This window comes from Lysobacter enzymogenes (assembly GCF_023617245.1).
GTDB classification, from domain to species: Bacteria; Pseudomonadota; Gammaproteobacteria; order Xanthomonadales; family Xanthomonadaceae; genus Lysobacter; species Lysobacter yananisis.
Map to the genome: position 1 here is coordinate 878,895 of NZ_CP067396.1, position 14,897 is coordinate 893,791.

The 14,897-nt window shown below is 70.0% G+C and carries 12 protein-coding genes and 4 pseudogenes; 13 read left to right on the top strand and 3 right to left on the bottom strand.

The features are described from left to right. Positions 1 to 9 precede the first annotated feature (9 nt). Positions 10 to 487, bottom strand: a pseudogene (locus JHW41_RS03685) (GNAT family N-acetyltransferase); the annotation flags it as partial. Between the two features lie 87 nt (positions 488 to 574). On the opposite strand from JHW41_RS03685, the pseudogene JHW41_RS26320 reads away from it, so the two are divergent. From JHW41_RS26320 to JHW41_RS03695, 3 genes and pseudogenes are all read left to right on the top strand, one after another. Next, a pseudogene (locus JHW41_RS26320) lies at positions 575 to 658 on the top strand (DUF6053 domain-containing protein); the annotation flags it as partial. Positions 659 to 700: 42 nt separating this feature from the next. Next, positions 701 to 1,465, top strand: a complete 765-nt coding sequence (gene ubiE, locus JHW41_RS03690; protein WP_250449067.1) for a bifunctional demethylmenaquinone methyltransferase/2-methoxy-6-polyprenyl-1,4-benzoquinol methylase UbiE — start codon at positions 701 to 703, stop codon at positions 1,463 to 1,465. Positions 1,466 to 1,478: 13 nt separating this feature from the next. Beyond that, complete coding sequence (locus tag JHW41_RS03695; protein ID WP_139381769.1) at positions 1,479 to 1,688, top strand: hypothetical protein; 210 nt, start codon at positions 1,479 to 1,481, stop codon at positions 1,686 to 1,688. 280 nt (positions 1,689 to 1,968) lie between these two features. On the opposite strand, the gene JHW41_RS03700 is transcribed toward JHW41_RS03695, so the two are convergent. Continuing rightward, on the bottom strand, positions 1,969 to 2,712 hold the full coding sequence (locus JHW41_RS03700) for an SDR family oxidoreductase (protein WP_250449068.1): 744 nt from the start codon (positions 2,710 to 2,712) through the stop codon (positions 1,969 to 1,971). A gap of 307 nt (positions 2,713 to 3,019) precedes the next feature. Here JHW41_RS03700 and JHW41_RS03705 point away from each other — a divergent pair, with 307 nt between their 5' ends. The 6 genes and pseudogenes from JHW41_RS03705 to JHW41_RS26325 all read left to right on the top strand — a co-directional run. After that, a complete protein-coding gene (locus JHW41_RS03705) occupies positions 3,020 to 4,981 on the top strand; it encodes a M1 family metallopeptidase (protein WP_250449069.1) in 1,962 nt (653 codons plus the stop codon). A 52-nt stretch (positions 4,982 to 5,033) separates the two neighbouring features. After that, positions 5,034 to 5,975 carry an alpha/beta fold hydrolase gene (locus JHW41_RS03710; protein ID WP_250449070.1) on the top strand — a complete coding sequence of 314 codons (942 nt, stop codon included), beginning with the start codon at positions 5,034 to 5,036 and terminating at the stop codon, positions 5,973 to 5,975. After that, a complete protein-coding gene (locus JHW41_RS03715) occupies positions 5,972 to 6,703 on the top strand; it encodes a hypothetical protein (protein ID WP_250449071.1) in 732 nt (243 codons plus the stop codon). The genes JHW41_RS03710 and JHW41_RS03715 overlap by 4 nt, the downstream gene beginning before the upstream one ends. Positions 6,704 to 6,746: 43 nt before the next feature. Then, positions 6,747 to 7,445: a hypothetical protein gene (locus JHW41_RS03720; RefSeq protein ID WP_250449072.1), complete on the top strand. Its 699-nt coding sequence runs from the start codon at positions 6,747 to 6,749 to the stop codon at positions 7,443 to 7,445. A gap of 39 nt (positions 7,446 to 7,484) precedes the next feature. Then, the gene (locus JHW41_RS03725; RefSeq protein ID WP_250449073.1) at positions 7,485 to 8,270 is read left to right on the top strand and encodes a GH25 family lysozyme; all 786 of its coding nucleotides are present in this window, start codon (positions 7,485 to 7,487) and stop codon (positions 8,268 to 8,270) included. A gap of 62 nt (positions 8,271 to 8,332) precedes the next feature. Next, positions 8,333 to 8,416: pseudogene (locus tag JHW41_RS26325) on the top strand (DUF6053 domain-containing protein); the annotation flags it as partial. 88 nt (positions 8,417 to 8,504) lie between these two features. On the opposite strand, the gene JHW41_RS03730 reads toward JHW41_RS26325, so the two are convergent. Continuing rightward, positions 8,505 to 9,437, bottom strand: coding sequence for a carbohydrate kinase family protein (locus JHW41_RS03730; protein ID WP_057949113.1), 933 nt, complete (start codon positions 9,435 to 9,437; stop codon positions 8,505 to 8,507). Between the two features lie 503 nt (positions 9,438 to 9,940). Here JHW41_RS03730 and JHW41_RS03735 point away from each other — a divergent pair. The 4 genes and pseudogenes from JHW41_RS03735 to mrdA form a co-directional block, all read left to right on the top strand. Continuing rightward, positions 9,941 to 10,987 carry a rod shape-determining protein gene (locus JHW41_RS03735; protein ID WP_057949112.1) on the top strand — a complete coding sequence of 349 codons (1,047 nt, stop codon included), beginning with the start codon at positions 9,941 to 9,943 and terminating at the stop codon, positions 10,985 to 10,987. Positions 10,988 to 11,172: 185 nt separating this feature from the next. Further along, entirely contained in the window at positions 11,173 to 12,387 is a 1,215-nt protein-coding gene (gene mreC / locus JHW41_RS03740) for a rod shape-determining protein MreC (protein WP_250449074.1), read from the top strand. Continuing rightward, positions 12,384 to 12,869: a rod shape-determining protein MreD gene (mreD, locus tag JHW41_RS03745; protein ID WP_057949110.1), complete on the top strand. Its 486-nt coding sequence runs from the start codon at positions 12,384 to 12,386 to the stop codon at positions 12,867 to 12,869. Before mreC ends, mreD begins: the two co-directional genes overlap by 4 nt. 1 nt (position 12,870) lies before the next feature. Further along, positions 12,871 to 14,877: pseudogene (mrdA, locus tag JHW41_RS03750) on the top strand (penicillin-binding protein 2); the annotation flags it as partial. Between the last annotated feature and the right edge of the window lie 20 nt (positions 14,878 to 14,897).

A 14,897-nucleotide genomic window follows, 5' to 3' on the forward strand; every position in this document is an offset into this window, starting at 1 on the left:
CCGCGGCGGATCAGCCGGCGCCGCGCCCGCGCCGTAGCAGGTCGATGTGCGGGATGCCGTCTTCGACGTAGGGCTCGGATGCGGGCTCGAACCCGTAGCGGCCGTAGTAGGCCTGCAGATGCGATTGCGCGCCGATCTGGATGTCGGCGCCGGGCCAGCGCCGCTCGATCTCGATCAGCGCCGCCTCCAGCAGCGGCCCGCCGAGGCGCTGGCCGCGGAACTCCGCCGCGGTCAGCACCCGGCCGAAGCTGACCTGGGGATAGCTCAGGCCGGCCGGCAGGATGCGCAGATAGGCCGCCAGCCGGCCGTCGCCGGCGCGGCCCATCAGGTGCACCGCCTCGGGATGGCGGTCCTTGCCGTCCGGATCGAGGTAGACGCAGTCCTGCTCGATCACGAACACCTGCGAGCGCAGTTGCAGCAGCTCGTAGAGCTCGTCGAGGCTGAGGTCGGCGTAGCGCTTGGCTTGCCAGGTCACGGTCGCGGTCATCCCCGCATCATGCCAAAGCGGGCGGCCGGCGGAGCGGGGCGGGGCTAATCCTTTTGGGGGATTTTTCCCGCGGGAAGGAGGACTTTCGTGGGAGGGCCTTCAGGCCCGATGCTTTGGTCTCAGGTCGCCTCGGTCCGAAACGAAAGCCTCGGGCCTGAAGGCCCTCCCACCAAGGCAAAACCCCGGCCCGGCCGCCATGCGATAATCGCGCCCATGAACGAATCCAAGCCCCAGACCGACGACACCACCCACTTCGGTTTCCGCGACGTGCCGCGCGAACAGAAGCGCAAGTTGGTCGGCGAAGTGTTCTCCTCGGTCGCCGGCAACTACGACCTGATGAACGACCTGATGAGCCTGGGCATCCATCGGGTCTGGAAGCGCTACTTCACCGCCACCGCCCAGGTCCGCCGCGGCGACCGCGTGCTCGACCTGGCCGGCGGCACCGGCGACATCGCCGCGCTGTTGCGCGACCGCGTCGGCGACAGCGGCAGCATCGTGCTGGGCGACATCAACTACGACATGCTCAAGGTCGGCCGCGACCGCATGACCGACCGCGGCCGCGTGTCCGGCTTCGAATACGTGCAGTGCAACGCCGAGGCGCTGCCGTTCCCGGACGCCAGCTTCGACCTGGTCACCATCGCCTTCGGCCTGCGCAACGTCACCGACAAGGACGCCGCGCTGCGCGAGATGCTGCGCGTGCTCAAGGTCGGCGGCCAGGCGCGGGTGCTGGAGTTCTCGGAAGTGAAGGCCGACTGGTTCAAGCCGATCTACGACTTCCACTCGTTCAACGTGCTGCCGAAGCTGGGCAAGCTGTTCGCCAACGACAGCGAGAGCTACCGCTACCTGGCCGAGAGCATCCGCAAGCATCCGCCGCAGGACGAACTCAAGCGGATGATGGTCGATGCCGGGTTCGCGCGGGTGGACTACAAGAACCTGTCGGCGGGGATTTGCGCGGTGCATACGGGCTACAAGGCCTGACGGATTCCGCGGCATGCAACGGATGTGCGCGCAATGCGGGGAGCGGCCGGTCGACAAGGATTCGTCGCTGAGCCTGCTGGCTTTGCTGACGTTCCCGTTGCTCGGTATTTTGCCGGGCGCGCGCTATTGCAAGGATTGCGGCGGCGGCCAAGCGACCCTGGCGGTCGGCGTGTTGGCGCTTGCGGCGGTGATTGGCTTCGTGTTGCTGGTGGTGTTTTGGTAGCCGGCGCAAGTGCGAACGATCAGGTCGAACCTGCTCGCTGAAGTCTCTGGATCCCCGCGTTCGCGGGGATGACGGCTTGTAGAGTCGTCGCGTATCTGAGCATCGCGCACTTCTCGAAGCATCGCGTACTTCACACGCCGCGCAACCCACCCGCCGTCATGCCCGCGAACGCGGACATCCAGGGCTTCACCGCGATGAAACTTGTGGGAGGGGCTTCAGCCCCGACGCCTTCCGCTCAAATCGCCGCGAACCGGCATCGAGACCTGCGCCCCACCGCGCATCAGGCCGAAAACCCGCCATCCACCGAAATCTGCGTGCCGGTGATGAACGCGCCGCCCGGCCCGGCCAGGTGCGCCACCGTCGCGGCGATGTCGTCGGCGTTGCCGAACGCGCGCAGCGGCAGGCCCGCGCGCTGATGGTCGGCGCCTTCGCCGTCGGCCGGATTCATGTCGGTGTCGATCGGCCCCGGCTGCACCGTGTTGACGGTGATACCGCGCGGCCCCAGGTCCTGCGCCAGGCCCTTGCTCAAGCCCACCACCGCCGCCTTGCTCAGCGAGTACAGCGCCATCCCCGGCGCGCCGACGCGTTCGCCCAGGCAGCTGCCGATGGTGACGATGCGGCCGCCGCGCGGCAGGTGCTTGGACGCCGCCTGCGCCGCCACGAACGGCGCACGCACGTGGATCGCCATGACCCGCTCGTAGTTCTCCAGCGATTCGTCCTCGAACGGGCCGTAGGTCCACACCCCGGCATTGTTGACCAGGATGTCGAGCCCGCCGAGTTCGGCCACGGTACGCTCGACCGCTGCGGTCACCGCCTGCGCGTCGGCGCTGTCGGCGGCGATGGCGATCGCGCGGCGGCCGCCGGCGCGGATCTGCGCGGCGAGGTCCTCGGCGCGCTGGGCGGAGCTGACATAGGTGATCGCCACGTCGGCGCCGTCGGCGGCGAGGCGGCGGGCGATGGCGGCGCCGATGCCGCGGCTGGCGCCGGTGACGAGAGCGACTTTGCCTGCGAGGGGAAGGGTCATGTCTAAAGTTCCGAATGATGGAATAACGGTACAAGGCTAGCCGGGCCGCGGCCATTGCGCCAGTGCGCGTGGCCGGGACGCTGCATATCGCGGCGCGCATCGCAGACCGGCCGGCGGGGCGGGCCCGATCCGGATTCTGACCCCCGCGGCGCACCCGTTCCGGGCCGGTCGCGCGCCCGCGTCGATGCCGGTCCGCCGTCGCCGCGCCGCCGCACGGGCGCCGCCCGCGCCGACTGCCAAGATGCACAAGCCCCGCCCCGGGGCGAGGCGCTACACTCGGCCATTCACCGGCTTCCGTGGTTTTCCGATGCGCATTTCGACCCTCTCCGTTTGTCTCGTCGCGGCCCTCGCCGCCGCCGGCTGCTCGCGCGAATCCGCGCCGGCCGCCGATTCCAGCAAGCCCGCCGCGACCCCGGAGGCCAAAGTGAGCGACACTGCCGTTGCCGCGGCCGACCGCGACGAACACTCCTACGCCCAGCCCGACCTGGTCCGCATCGACGACCTCGCGCTGGAGCTGAAGGTCGATTTCGCCGCCAAGACCCTGGCCGGCAGCGCCACCTACACGCTCGACTGGACCGATCCCAAGGCCAACCAGCTGGTGCTGGACACCCGCGACCTCAAGATCGACAAGGTCACCGGCGAAAGCGCCGACGGCAAGTGGCAGGACCTCACGTTCGCCCTGGCCGAGGCCGACAAGACCCTCGGCAGCAAGCTCACCATCGACGCGCCGCAGCGCAACAAGCGCATCCGCGTGGCCTACCTCACGTCGCCGGGCGCGTCCGGCCTGCAGTGGCTGGAGCCGTCGATGACCGAGGGCAAGAAGCAGCCCTTCATGTTCAGCCAGTCGCAGCAGATCCACGCGCGTTCGTGGGTGCCGCTGCAGGATACGCCGAGCGTGCGCTTCACCTACACCGCGCACGTGACCGCGCCGAACGACGCGATGGTGCTGATGAGCGCCGACAACGATCCGAAGGCGGCGCGCGACGGCGACTACAGCTTCAAGATGCCGCAGAAGATCCCGTCGTACCTGCTCGCCATCGCCGCCGGCGACCTGAGCTTCCAGCCGATCTCCAACCGCAGCGGCGTGTGGGCCGAGCCGGCGATGGTCAAGAAGGCCGCGACCGAATTCGCCGACACCGAAAAGATGATGGAGACCACCGAGAAGCTCTACGGTCCCTATCGCTGGGAGCGCTACGACATCCTGGTGCTGCCGCCGTCGTTCCCGTACGGCGGCATGGAGAACCCGCGCCTGACCTTCGCCACCCCGACCGTGATCGTCGGCGACAAGTCGCTGGTGTCGCTGGTCGCGCACGAACTCGCGCACAGCTGGTCGGGCAACCTGGTCACCTTCAGCAGCAGTAAGGACGGCTGGCTCAACGAGGGCTTCACCAGCTACGTCGAGAACCGCATCGTCGAGTCGCTGTACGGCAAGGAGCGCGCCGACATGGAGAACGTGATCGGCCGCAACGAGCTGGCCGCCGAGTTCAAGACCATCGATCCCAAGCTGCAGGCGCTGGCGCTGAAGCCTGGCACGCTGAAGGATCCCGACGACGCCTCCAGCGCGACCGTCTACACCAAGGGCGCGTGGTTCCTGCAGTTCCTCGAACAGCGCTACGGCCGCGAGGTGTTCGACCCGTTCCTGCGCAGCTACTTCGACCATTTCGCGTTCCAGTCGATCCCGACCACCAAGTTCGTCGAATACGCCAAGGCCAACCTGCTGGCCAAGCATCCGGGCAAGGTCAGCGAGGCCGAGCTGGACGAGTGGATCTACGGCCCGGGCATCCCGAAGTCGGCGCCGGCGACGGTGTCGCCGCGCTTCGACGCGGTCGACGCCGCGCGCAAGGCCTGGGTCGACGGCGGCACGCTGCCCGCGGCCGCGGCGACCGCGAAGTGGAGCACGCAGGAGTGGGTGCACTTCATCGAGGGCATGCCCGAAACGCTCAGCGTCGAGCAGCTCAAGGCGCTGGACGCGGCCTACAAGTTCACCGGCACGCCGAACGGCGAGATCGCCCAGCGCTGGTATCCGCTGACGGTGCGCAGCGGTTACCACGATGCCGACAAGGCGATCGCCGCGTTCCTGGAAAAGATCGGCCGGCGCAAGCTGATCATGCCGACCTACACCGAACTGGCGAAAACCCCCGAAGGCCTGAAGCTGGCCGAGGACACCTTCGCCAAGGCCAAGCCGGGCTACCACCCGATCACCACCGGTTCGGTCGAGGCGGTCATCGCCAAGGCCAAGTCGGCGCCGGCCGCGGCGGCGGGCCAGTAAGCGCGCAGGGCGCATGCGCAAGCCTCGCGCCTTGCTCGGGACGGCCGCCCTCGTGGCGGCCGTCTTGCTGTGCGCGCTGGCGATCTGGCTGTGGCCCGATCCCTACCGCGTGGTGTTGGCCGACTACGCGCGCCAGCGCTGGCAAGCCGGGCTGACCCGCAACGCGGCGAAGATCGACGATCACCGCTGGGTCTACGCCTACAACGACGACGCGCCCGCGAACGCGCCGACCGTGGTGATGATCCACGGCTTCACCGGCAGCAAGGAGAACTGGTACCCGCTGGCGCAACGCCTGCGCGGCCGCTACCGCCTGTTCGCGCCGGACCTGCCCGGCTGGGGCGAAAGCGAGCGCAAGGCCGGCGGCGATTACGGCTTCCTCGCCCAGAGCGCGCGGGTGGCGCGCTTCATCGAACAAGTCGCGCGCAAGCCCGGCAGCGAGGTGGTGCTGCTCGGTCATTCGATGGGCGGCGGCATCGTCGCGCTGACGACCGCGCGGCATCCGCACGACGTGGACCGCATGGGCCTGTTCGATGCCGCCGGCGTGCGCTTCAACGACAACGCGTTCGGCCTGGCGGTACTGCGCGGCAAGAATCCGTTCGCGGTCGACGATGCCGCTTCGCTGCAGCGCTACATCGACATCGTGTTCTACGACGACGCGGCCAAGCCGGTGATCCCGTGGCCGGCCAGCCGCATCTACATCGACAAGCGCCGCCGCGACGCCGCGTTCGAGCAGTCCGTGCTCGACAAGATCGGCCGCAGCGACGAGCGCTTCCTGCCGGGCATCGAGGCCGCCGGCATCCGCCAGCCGTCGCTGCTGTTATGGTGCGCGCAGGACGTGGTGATCGATCCCAGCGCGCTGGACCTGTACGCCGCGCGCCTGCCGCAGGCGCAGCGCGTGCTGCTGCAGGGCTGCGGCCACATGTCGATCGTCGAACGACCGCAACAAGCCGCCGAGGCGGTGAACCGACTGATAACCGAGGCCCGCCCGCGATGAACGTCCGCCAAGCCACCGCCCTGCTCGCCGCCGCGATGATCCTGGCCGGTTGCGACAAGCCCGATCCCAAGGCCGCCGAAGCGGCCCAGGCCGCGCAGAAGGAACAGGCCGCCGCAGCCGAGGCCAAGAACTTCGACAGCGCCTACGCCGAGCAGAAATGGGACATGGCCGCCGCCTACGGCGAGATCGTGACGTCGAAGTACGCCGGCACGCCCACCGCCGAACGCATCCGCGCCCAGTACGAGGAAGCGCAGGGCAAGGCCAAGACAGCGCGCGAGCAGCGCCGGGTCGAATCGCTGTGGTCGTACATGAGCACGCCGGTCAAGCTCGCCAAGGGCAAGGACGGCATCCAGCTGTCGGCCTCGATCTACGCCAAGGCGAACGTGGAGACCGACGGCAGCACCCCGCGCCCGGTGCAGCTGATCTTCCGCGACCATCCCGACTGGGGCCGCAGCAGCTACCTCGTGCTGCAGGTCGGCGACTTCAACTGCTACGGCGGTTGCAAGCTCAAGGTCGGCGTCGACGGCAAGATCAAGACCATGGCCGGCAGCCGGCCCAAGACCGACGAGGCCATCGCCATGTTCGTCGAGGACGAGCGCGCGCTGTGGCGGCTGCTCGGCGGGGCGAAGGAATTGAGCATCGAGTTTCCGGTCAAGGCCGGCGGCACCCGCACCGCGACGTTCGAGGTGGGCGGGTTGAAGCCGGAGAAGATGCCGGGGTGGAAGTGAGGCGATAGCGACGGCGCCGCGCGCCGGCCAGGGAGGGAGGCGAATGCACGAACCAGGATGTTTTCGATGGCTGGTCGCGCTGGCGTTGGCGTTGGCGTTGGCGACCGGCGCCTGCGGCGTGGCGCAGGCGCAGGCGACGAGCGCGCCATCCGCCGTCGCGCCGGCCGCGCTGGATCCGCCGGCACGGCTCACAACTCCCGAACCGGCATCCGGCGCGCCGCAGCCCGGCAGCCTGCGCGCCCGCGCGCTGTCGGCGCTGGACGGCGCCGAGGACCTGACACTGTATTCGCTGCAGCCCTGGGAGCCGCCGCCGTCGCCGCCGCAGTGGCAGGATCTGTCCGCCGTCGAACTCTCGCGCCGCGAAGCATCGCTGGAGCAGCGCAGCCGCCGCGATTGGTGCAAGCGCGAGCGCTGCTTCCACGATCAACGCGTGCTCGGCCGCACCCGCCTTGCCGCGGCCGACCGGCCGGCGGTGCGCGCGGCGCTGGCGCAGGCGCTGGGCCAGGTCCCCGATGCGAGCAGCCTGTGCATGCCGAGCTATCGCCACGCAGTGAGCTTTGTCAGCGCCGGCCTGCGCTATGAGGTGTTGCTGTGTTACCAGTGCGACCAAATCGCAGTCGCCGCCGGCCGCGAGCGCGAAGCGGGCGACAGCGGCGGCCTGGGCGACCGGGCGGCGGTCGATGCGATCCTGCGCCGCGCCGGCATCGCGCTGGCGAAGAGCGCGTACGACGAGGAAGAATAGCCGGGCGGCCGCAGCGCCGGCCGCGAACGGAACGCGCCCATGCCCGACCAGTTCGATCGCACCCGTTGGCGCCGCATCGCGATGCGCACCGTCGCCGTTGCCGCGACGGCGCTGGCGATCGGCATCGCCGCGCGCTGGTGGTTCCTGCACTGGCAACCCGACCGCGCGCGCTACCCGCTGCGCGGCATCGACGTGTCGCACCATCAGGGCGCGATCGACTGGGGCGCGGTCGCGCGCGACGACGTCGCCTTCGCCTACCTCAAGGCCAGCGAAGGCGGCGACCACCGCGACCGCCGCTACGCGGCCAATGCGCGCGACGCGCGCGCGGCCGGCGTTGCCGTCGGCGCGTATCACTTCTTCACCTTCTGCCGCGACGGCGGAGCGCAGGCGGCGAACTTCCTCGCCGCCGCGCCGGCCGCCGCCGACGCGCTGCCGCCGGCGGTGGATCTGGAATTCGGCGGCAACTGCGGGCGCCGCCCCGACGGCGCGGCGATGCGCGCCGAGCTCGATGCGTTCCTGGCGCCGGTGGAAGCCGCTTACGGCAAACCGGCGCTGCTGTACGTGACCCCGGAATTCTTCGACGCCTACCGCGCGGCGCTGCCGTCGCGGCCGCTGTGGCGGCGCGCGATCCTGCGCGCGCCGGACTCGCGCGCCGCGTGGACGCTGTGGCAATACCACAACCGCGCGCGGGTGGCGGGCATCGACGGGCCGGTGGACCTCAACGTATTCGACGGCGACGCCGCCGCGTTCGCGCGTTGGCGCGACGTGCACGCGCAACCGCGCGACCCGCCTGTGGGCGTGGCGCGAGCCGCGAGCGCGCAGTAACCGGTCGCGTCGAAGGCTTGGTCGTCATTGCGGATTCGCGGTCGCGGCTTGCGAGCGATGTCGTGGGAGGGCCTTCAGGCCCGATGCCTTCCGCTCAGCTCGCCGCGATCCGAGACAAAAGCATCCGGCCTGAAGGCCCTCCCACGACAGCCAAGTCTTCCAAGAAGCGGCGAAGGCCCCAAAAAAATCCCGGCCGGAGCCGGGATTTTTCGGGTGTCGCGAACGCCGCCGCGCTTACAGCGCGTAACCGAACTGCTGGCGGAACTGTTCGGCGAACTCGGCGTAGTCGAAGCGCTGGTTCTGGGTGCCCGGATGCTCGACCTTCAGCGCGCCCATCAGGTTGCCCATGCGGCCGATGGTCATCCAGTCGTAGCCCTTCTCGATGCCGAAGATCAGGCCGGCGCGGAACGCGTCGCCGCAGCCGGTCGGGTCGGTCACGCGGCGCTCGTACGCCGGCGGGATGGTGTAGGTCTCTTCCGGCGTGTGGATGATCGCGCCGCGCGGGCCGAGCGTGGTGATGTAGGCCTTCACCCGCGACACGATCTGCTTCTCGTCCCAGCCGGTGCGGGTCTGCAGCAGGTTCGACTCGTAGTCGTTGACCACCACGTAGTCGGCCTGCTCGATGAACGCGCGCAGCTCTTCGCCGTTGAACAGCGGCATCGCCTGGCCCGGGTCGAAGATGAAGGGAATGCCGAGCTCGGCGAATTCCTTGGAGTTCTGCAGCATGCCCTCGCGGCCGTCCGGCGCGACGATGCCGAAGGTGACGCCGGCGACGTCGCGCACGTGGTTGCTGTGCGAGTTCGACATCGCGCCGGGATGGAACGCGGTGATCTGGTTGTTGTCCAGGTCGGTGGTGATGAAGCACTGCGGCGTGAACTGCTCTTCGAACACGCGCACGCAGTCCAGACGGATGCCGTAGGACTCCAGGTGCGCGCGGTACGGGCCGAAGTCCTGGCCGACGGTGGCCATCGGGATCGGATCGCCGCCGAGCAGCTTGAGGTTGTAGGCGATGTTGCCGGCGCAACCGCCGAACTCGCGGCGCATGCGCGGCACCAGGAACGAGACGTTCAGGATGTGGACCTTGTCGGGCAGGATGTGGTTCTTGAACTGGTCCGGAAACACCATGATGGTGTCGTAGGCCAGCGAGCCGCAGATCAGCGCAGACATGTAGGTTCACCCCGAAGATTGTTATTGGACGCGTCGTCGTCGCGGACGGAAAAACCGGCAAGCGCCGGTCCGCGAATGCAAGAACGGGCGGTTTGTGGCCGCCCGGCGGCGGTAGCGTAGCGGCTGGACGCGCGCGCGGCCAGTTTTTTGCGTGCCGGGGGCGTGCGGGAGCCGTCGGGATCGCCTCGAAGCGTCGACGTCCGGCCTCGCGAGCGACCGCGGCGCCGGTCGCGCGGCGGGGCGGGGCGCCGTGCGGATCGTCCCGATGGGGAGGTCCCGACCGGTGCCGCCGGCGACCCCGGACCCCGCCCCGGACCCGGTCCCCGACCGGCCCCGCCAGGGCCCCGGCCTAGGGTTATCCCCAGGGTCCCGGGCCGCTCCGGGCGGGCCTTGGCTGAATAGCCGGCGGCGCCCGAAACCGTTGATTTTCCTTGCTCGCAGGGGGGGCGATTGCTAGGCTAACGGCCCCGCTCCGCCCCCATTTTTGACGGCCCAATCCCCCGATGTTCAAGAAGTTTCGCGGCATGTTCTCCAACGACCTGTCCATCGACCTGGGCACGGCGAATACCCTCATTTATGTGCGCGGCCAGGGCATCGTGCTGAACGAGCCGTCCGTGGTCGCGGTGCGCCAGGACCGCATGATCGGCGGCAACCGTACGGTCGCGGCGGTGGGCGGCGAGGCCAAGCAGATGCTCGGCCGTACCCCGGGCCACATCACCACCATCCGGCCGATGAAGGACGGCGTCATCGCCGACTTCACCTATACCGAGGAAATGCTCAAGCATTTCATCCGCAAGGTGCACAAATCGCGCTTCCTGCGCCCGAGCCCGCGCGTGCTGGTGTGCGTGCCCTGCGGCTCGACCCAGGTCGAGCGCCGCGCGATCAAGGAATCGGCCGAGGAGGCCGGCGCGCGCGAGGTCTACCTGATCGAGGAACCGATGGCCGCGGCGATCGGCGCCGGCATGCCGGTGACCGAGGCGCGCGGCTCGATGGTGGTCGACGTCGGCGGCGGCACCACCGAGGTCGCGGTGATCGCGCTCAACGGCATCGTCTATTCGGCCTCGGTCCGCATCGGCGGCGACCGCTTCGACGAATCGATCATCAACTACGTGCGCCGCACCTACGGCACCCTGATCGGCGAAGCCACCGCCGAGCGGATCAAGCTCGAAATCGGCTGCGCCTATCCGCAGGAGCGCGCCAGCACCGTCGAGATCTCCGGCCGCAACCTCGCCGAGGGCGTGCCGAAGATGGTCACCATCAATTCCAACGAAGTGCTCGAAGCCCTGCGCGAGCCGCTGTCGGGCATCGTCTCGGCGATCAAGCTGGCGCTGGAGCAGACTCCGCCGGAACTGTGCGCCGACGTCGCCGAGCGCGGCATCGTGCTGACCGGCGGCGGCGCGCTGTTGCGCGACCTGGACCGCCTGATCAGCGAGGAAACCGGCCTGCACGTGCAGGTGGCCGACGACCCGCTGACCTGCGTCGCCCGCGGCGGCGGCCGCGCGCTGGAGCTGGTGGACATGCACGGCAACGAGTTCTTCGCGCCGGAGTGATCCGGCCGCCGATCCAACCGCGCGGCGTGCGCGGACCGCGTTTCCCCCGATCCGGTCCGACCATGCGCCCACTGCGCGCTGCAGTGGCTAAGATTCAAATCCGGCTCCATCGTCACGCGCGCAGCGAACTTTCGCTGCGTTCGCGTTTCTACTCCCTCTGATTCCAACGGCGACCTCCCGGCCCGATGCCTCCTTACGCCGGCCCACCCACCGCAGCCCGCAGCGGCGAAGTCGCCGACACCTTGCGCCTGATGGCCTACCTGGCGCTGGCGCTGACCCTGATTGTGCTCGACCACCGCGGCGGCTGGCTGAGCCAGGCGCGCAAGCAGGCCGCGACCCTGGTCGCGCCGCTGTGGGCCGTGGCCGGCTGGCCCGGCCGGCTGGTCGAACGCGTCAGCGACGACGCCGGCACCCTGAGCCAGCTCACCGACGAGAACCGCCGCCTGCGCAACGAGGCGCTGCTGAACCAGGCGCGCATGGCCCGGCTGCAGTCGGTCGCCGCCGACAACCAGCGCCTGCGCGGGCTGCTGGAAGTGGCCGAGCGCGGCAACCTCGACGTGGTGCTGGCGCCGATCCTCGACATCGACCTGGACCCGTCGCGACAGCGCCTGATCCTCGACGCCGGCAGCCGCGAGCGCCTGCGCGTGGGCCAGAGCGTGATCGACGCCGGCGGCCTGATCGGACAGGTCACCGGCATCACCCCGCTGCATTCCAGCGTGCTGCTGATCACCGACCCCTCGCACGCGGTGCCGGTCAACGTCGCCCGCAACGGCGTGCGCCTGGTGGTGTACGGCGAAGGCCGCAGCGACCGCCTGACCCTGCGCAGCGTGCCGCTGTCCAGCGACGTGCGCGTCGGCGACGTGGTGGTGACCTCGGGCCTCGGCGGGCGCTTCCCGCCGGGCTTCCCGGTCGGCACCATCGCCGCGCTCAAGCCCGACGACAGCCGCGCGTTCCTGGTCGGCGAAGTGAAGCCGGCCGCGCAGCTCGACCGCGGCCGCGAAGTGCTGGTGCTGCTGTCGCTGCCGCCGCCGCCGGTGAACACGCAGGACTTCGACACCCAGCCGGCGGTGGCCGAGACCGCTTCGGCCTCCACGCCCGAAGCCCAGGCCGCGGCCGAGCAGGCCGCCGCGCAGCGCCTGAGCGAACTCAAGCAGCGCAAGCCCAAGGCGCGCAGCGCGACGTCGCCGGAAGAACTGAAGTCCGAAATCGAACCGGCGCCGCCGGCCGACGCCGCGGGCGCGCGCTCCGGCGCGGGCGCCAACGCCAACGCCGCCGCCGGCAGCCGCAACGCCCCAGCGCCCGCCGCGCGCCCGTCGGCGCAGCGCGCGCCCGCGACCTCGGCGCCGCCCGCCGCCGCGCGCCCCCAACCGCGCAACGCCCCGCAGGAGCCGCAGCGATGACCCGCGCCCGCCACCACTGGGTGCTGCCGGTCAGCCTGATCGCCGCGCTCGCGCTGAGCCTGCTGCCGATGCCGCAGGTGCTGGCGCCGCTGCGTCCGTTCTGGCTCGGCCTGGTCCTGGCCTATTGGGTGATCGAAGACCCCGAGCGCGTCGGCCTGGGCTTCGCCTTCATCGTCGGCCTGTGCGGCGACCTGGTCTCTGACGGCCTGCTCGGCGAACAGGCGTTGCGGCTGGTGGTGATGGCCTTCATCCTGCAACGCTTCCGCGCGCGGCTGCGGTTCTTCCCGCTGTCGCAGCAGGCGCTGGCGATCGGCGGCCTGATGCTCAACGACCGCATCGTCACCGCCGTGGTCCACATGGTCCTGCGCGAGCCCTCGCTGCCGACCACCTACTGGTTCGCGCCGCTGGTCGGCATGGCGCTGTGGCCGGTGATCTTCCTGCTGCTCGACGCGCTGCGCCTGGGCACCTGGCGGAGGCGCTGACATGGGCCCGCGCCGCCGCCTGCTCAACCGCCGCCCGCGCGTGCTCAAGAACACCGCGGCCGAGGCCGACCAGTTCCGCCTGCGCGCCGCGGTCGCGTTCTTCTTCGTCCTGATCGGCGTGGTCGGCCTGGGCTTCTGGTACTTCCGCCTGCAGGTCTGGCAGCACGACGACTACGCGATGCGCTCGGAGCAGAACCGGGTCAAGCTGCGCCCGGTCGTGCCCGGGCGCGGGCTGATCTACGACCGCCGTGGCCGCATCCTCGCCGACAACGTCCCCGCGTTCCGCATCGAAGTGACCCCGTCGGAAGCCGGCGACAGCGAAAAATGGCTGCCGCAGCTGGCGCGGGTGATCGCGCTGACCCCCGAGGACATCTCGCGCTTCGAAGCCGAGCGCAAGGCCACCCGCGGGTTCAAGCCGATCGTGCTGAAGCTGCGCGTCAGCGACGAGGAAGTCGCCGCGTTCGCGGTCGACCGCTGGCGTTTCCCCGGCGTCGAGCTGGTGTCCTACCTCAATCGCCGCTACCCGTACGGCGAGTTGTTCGCGCATGTCATCGGCTACGTCGGCCGCATCGACACCAAGGACCAGGAAGCGCTCGGGGTCAACGCCGGCGTGCTGACCCACATCGGCAAGACCGGCCTGGAGCGTTCCTACGAACAGCAGCTGCGCGGCCAGGTCGGCTACGAGCAGATCGAAACGAATGTCGACGGCCGCCCGATCCGCCAGGTCGGCCACGTCCCGGCCAAGCCCGGCGCCGACCTGCGCCTGAGCATCGACCTGGACCTGCAGCGCGCCATGGTCACCGCGTTCGGCGACATGGACGGCTCGGCCGTCGCGGTGGACCCGCGCACCGGCGAAGTGCTGGCGATGGTCAGCCTGCCGAGCTACGACAGCAATCTGTTCGTCAACGGCATCTCCAGCGCCAACTACAAGGCGCTCAACGAAGATCCCTCGCGCCCGCAGTTCAACCGCAACGTACTCGGCGGCGGCCCGCCGGGTTCGACGATGAAGCCGTTCATGGCGCTGGCCGGCCTCGACAGCGGCGCGCGCCGCGCCGAGGACAAGATCCTGTCGACCGGCGAGTTCCATATCCCCGGCCAGAAGCGCGGCTACCGCGACTCGCACGGCGGCGGCCACGGCTGGGTCGACCTGCGCGAATCCATCGCCCAGTCGGTCAACACCTACTACTACAAGCTCGCCCTCGACATGGGCATCCAGAAGGTCGACCAGTACATGCTGCGCTACGGCTTCGGCCAGAAGACCGGCATCGACCTGCTCGGCGAGAACATCGGCATCCTGCCGTCGCCGGAGTGGAAGGCCAAGCGCAACAAGAAGGAAGGCTGGTACCCGGGCGAAACCGTCATCGCCGGCATCGGGCAAGGTTACTGGGTGGTGACCGCGCTGCAGCTCGCGCGCGGCACCGCCGCGATCGCCGACGGCGGCACCCTGCGCCAGCTGCACCTGGTGCGCGAGATCCGCACCGGCTACGAATCGCCGTGGCTGCCGAAGGAACTCAACGAGCCGACCCGCATCACCGACAACCCCGCGCACCTGCAGGCCGTGCACGAGGGCATGGAATCGACCATCCACGGCGGCCGCGGCACCGCGCGGATCATGGCGCGCGGCGCGCCCTACCGCATGGCCGGCAAGACCGGCACCGCGCAGAAGGTCAGCCGCAAGGGCAACGTCAGCCTCAACCCGCACTCGCTGCCGTATCACTTGCGCCATCAGGCGTTGTTCGTCGGTTACGCGCCGGCCGAGAACCCGACCATCGCGGTCGCGGTGGTGGTCGAACACGGCGGCTACGGCGGCAGCACCGCCGCGCCGATCGCGCGCAAGATCTTCGACGCCTGGCTGCTCGGCAAGATGCCCGAAGCGCCGGCGGGCAAGGACGGCAAGCCCGCGCCGACCGTGGCCCCGCTCGCGGTCGCGCCCGGTTCCGCGCCGACCGTCTCGCCCGGCCAGGCGCCCGGCGAAGGCGCCGCGGTGCCGGCCGAACTCCAGGTCGTGGCGGTGCCGGTCAACGGCGC

Bases quoted from the DNA above. Each gene is read 5' to 3' on its own strand.
- mreD (WP_057949110.1), top strand. From the start codon at position 12,384: ATGACCCGCGCCCGCCACCACTGGGTGCTGCCGGTCAGCCTGATCGCC.
- JHW41_RS03695 (WP_139381769.1), top strand. From the start codon at position 1,479: ATGCAACGGATGTGCGCGCAATGCGGGGAGCGGCCGGTCGACAAGGAT.
- JHW41_RS03700 (WP_250449068.1), bottom strand. From the start codon at position 2,712: ATGACCCTTCCCCTCGCAGGCAAAGTCGCTCTCGTCACCGGCGCCAGC.
- ubiE (WP_250449067.1), top strand. From the start codon at position 701: ATGAACGAATCCAAGCCCCAGACCGACGACACCACCCACTTCGGTTTC.
- JHW41_RS03725 (WP_250449073.1), top strand. From the start codon at position 7,485: ATGCCCGACCAGTTCGATCGCACCCGTTGGCGCCGCATCGCGATGCGC.
- JHW41_RS03715 (WP_250449071.1), top strand. From the start codon at position 5,972: ATGAACGTCCGCCAAGCCACCGCCCTGCTCGCCGCCGCGATGATCCTG.
- JHW41_RS03720 (WP_250449072.1), top strand. From the start codon at position 6,747: ATGCACGAACCAGGATGTTTTCGATGGCTGGTCGCGCTGGCGTTGGCG.
- JHW41_RS03730 (WP_057949113.1), bottom strand. From the start codon at position 9,437: ATGTCTGCGCTGATCTGCGGCTCGCTGGCCTACGACACCATCATGGTG.
- mreC (WP_250449074.1), top strand. From the start codon at position 11,173: ATGCCTCCTTACGCCGGCCCACCCACCGCAGCCCGCAGCGGCGAAGTC.
- JHW41_RS03735 (WP_057949112.1), top strand. From the start codon at position 9,941: ATGTTCAAGAAGTTTCGCGGCATGTTCTCCAACGACCTGTCCATCGAC.
- JHW41_RS03705 (WP_250449069.1), top strand. From the start codon at position 3,020: ATGCGCATTTCGACCCTCTCCGTTTGTCTCGTCGCGGCCCTCGCCGCC.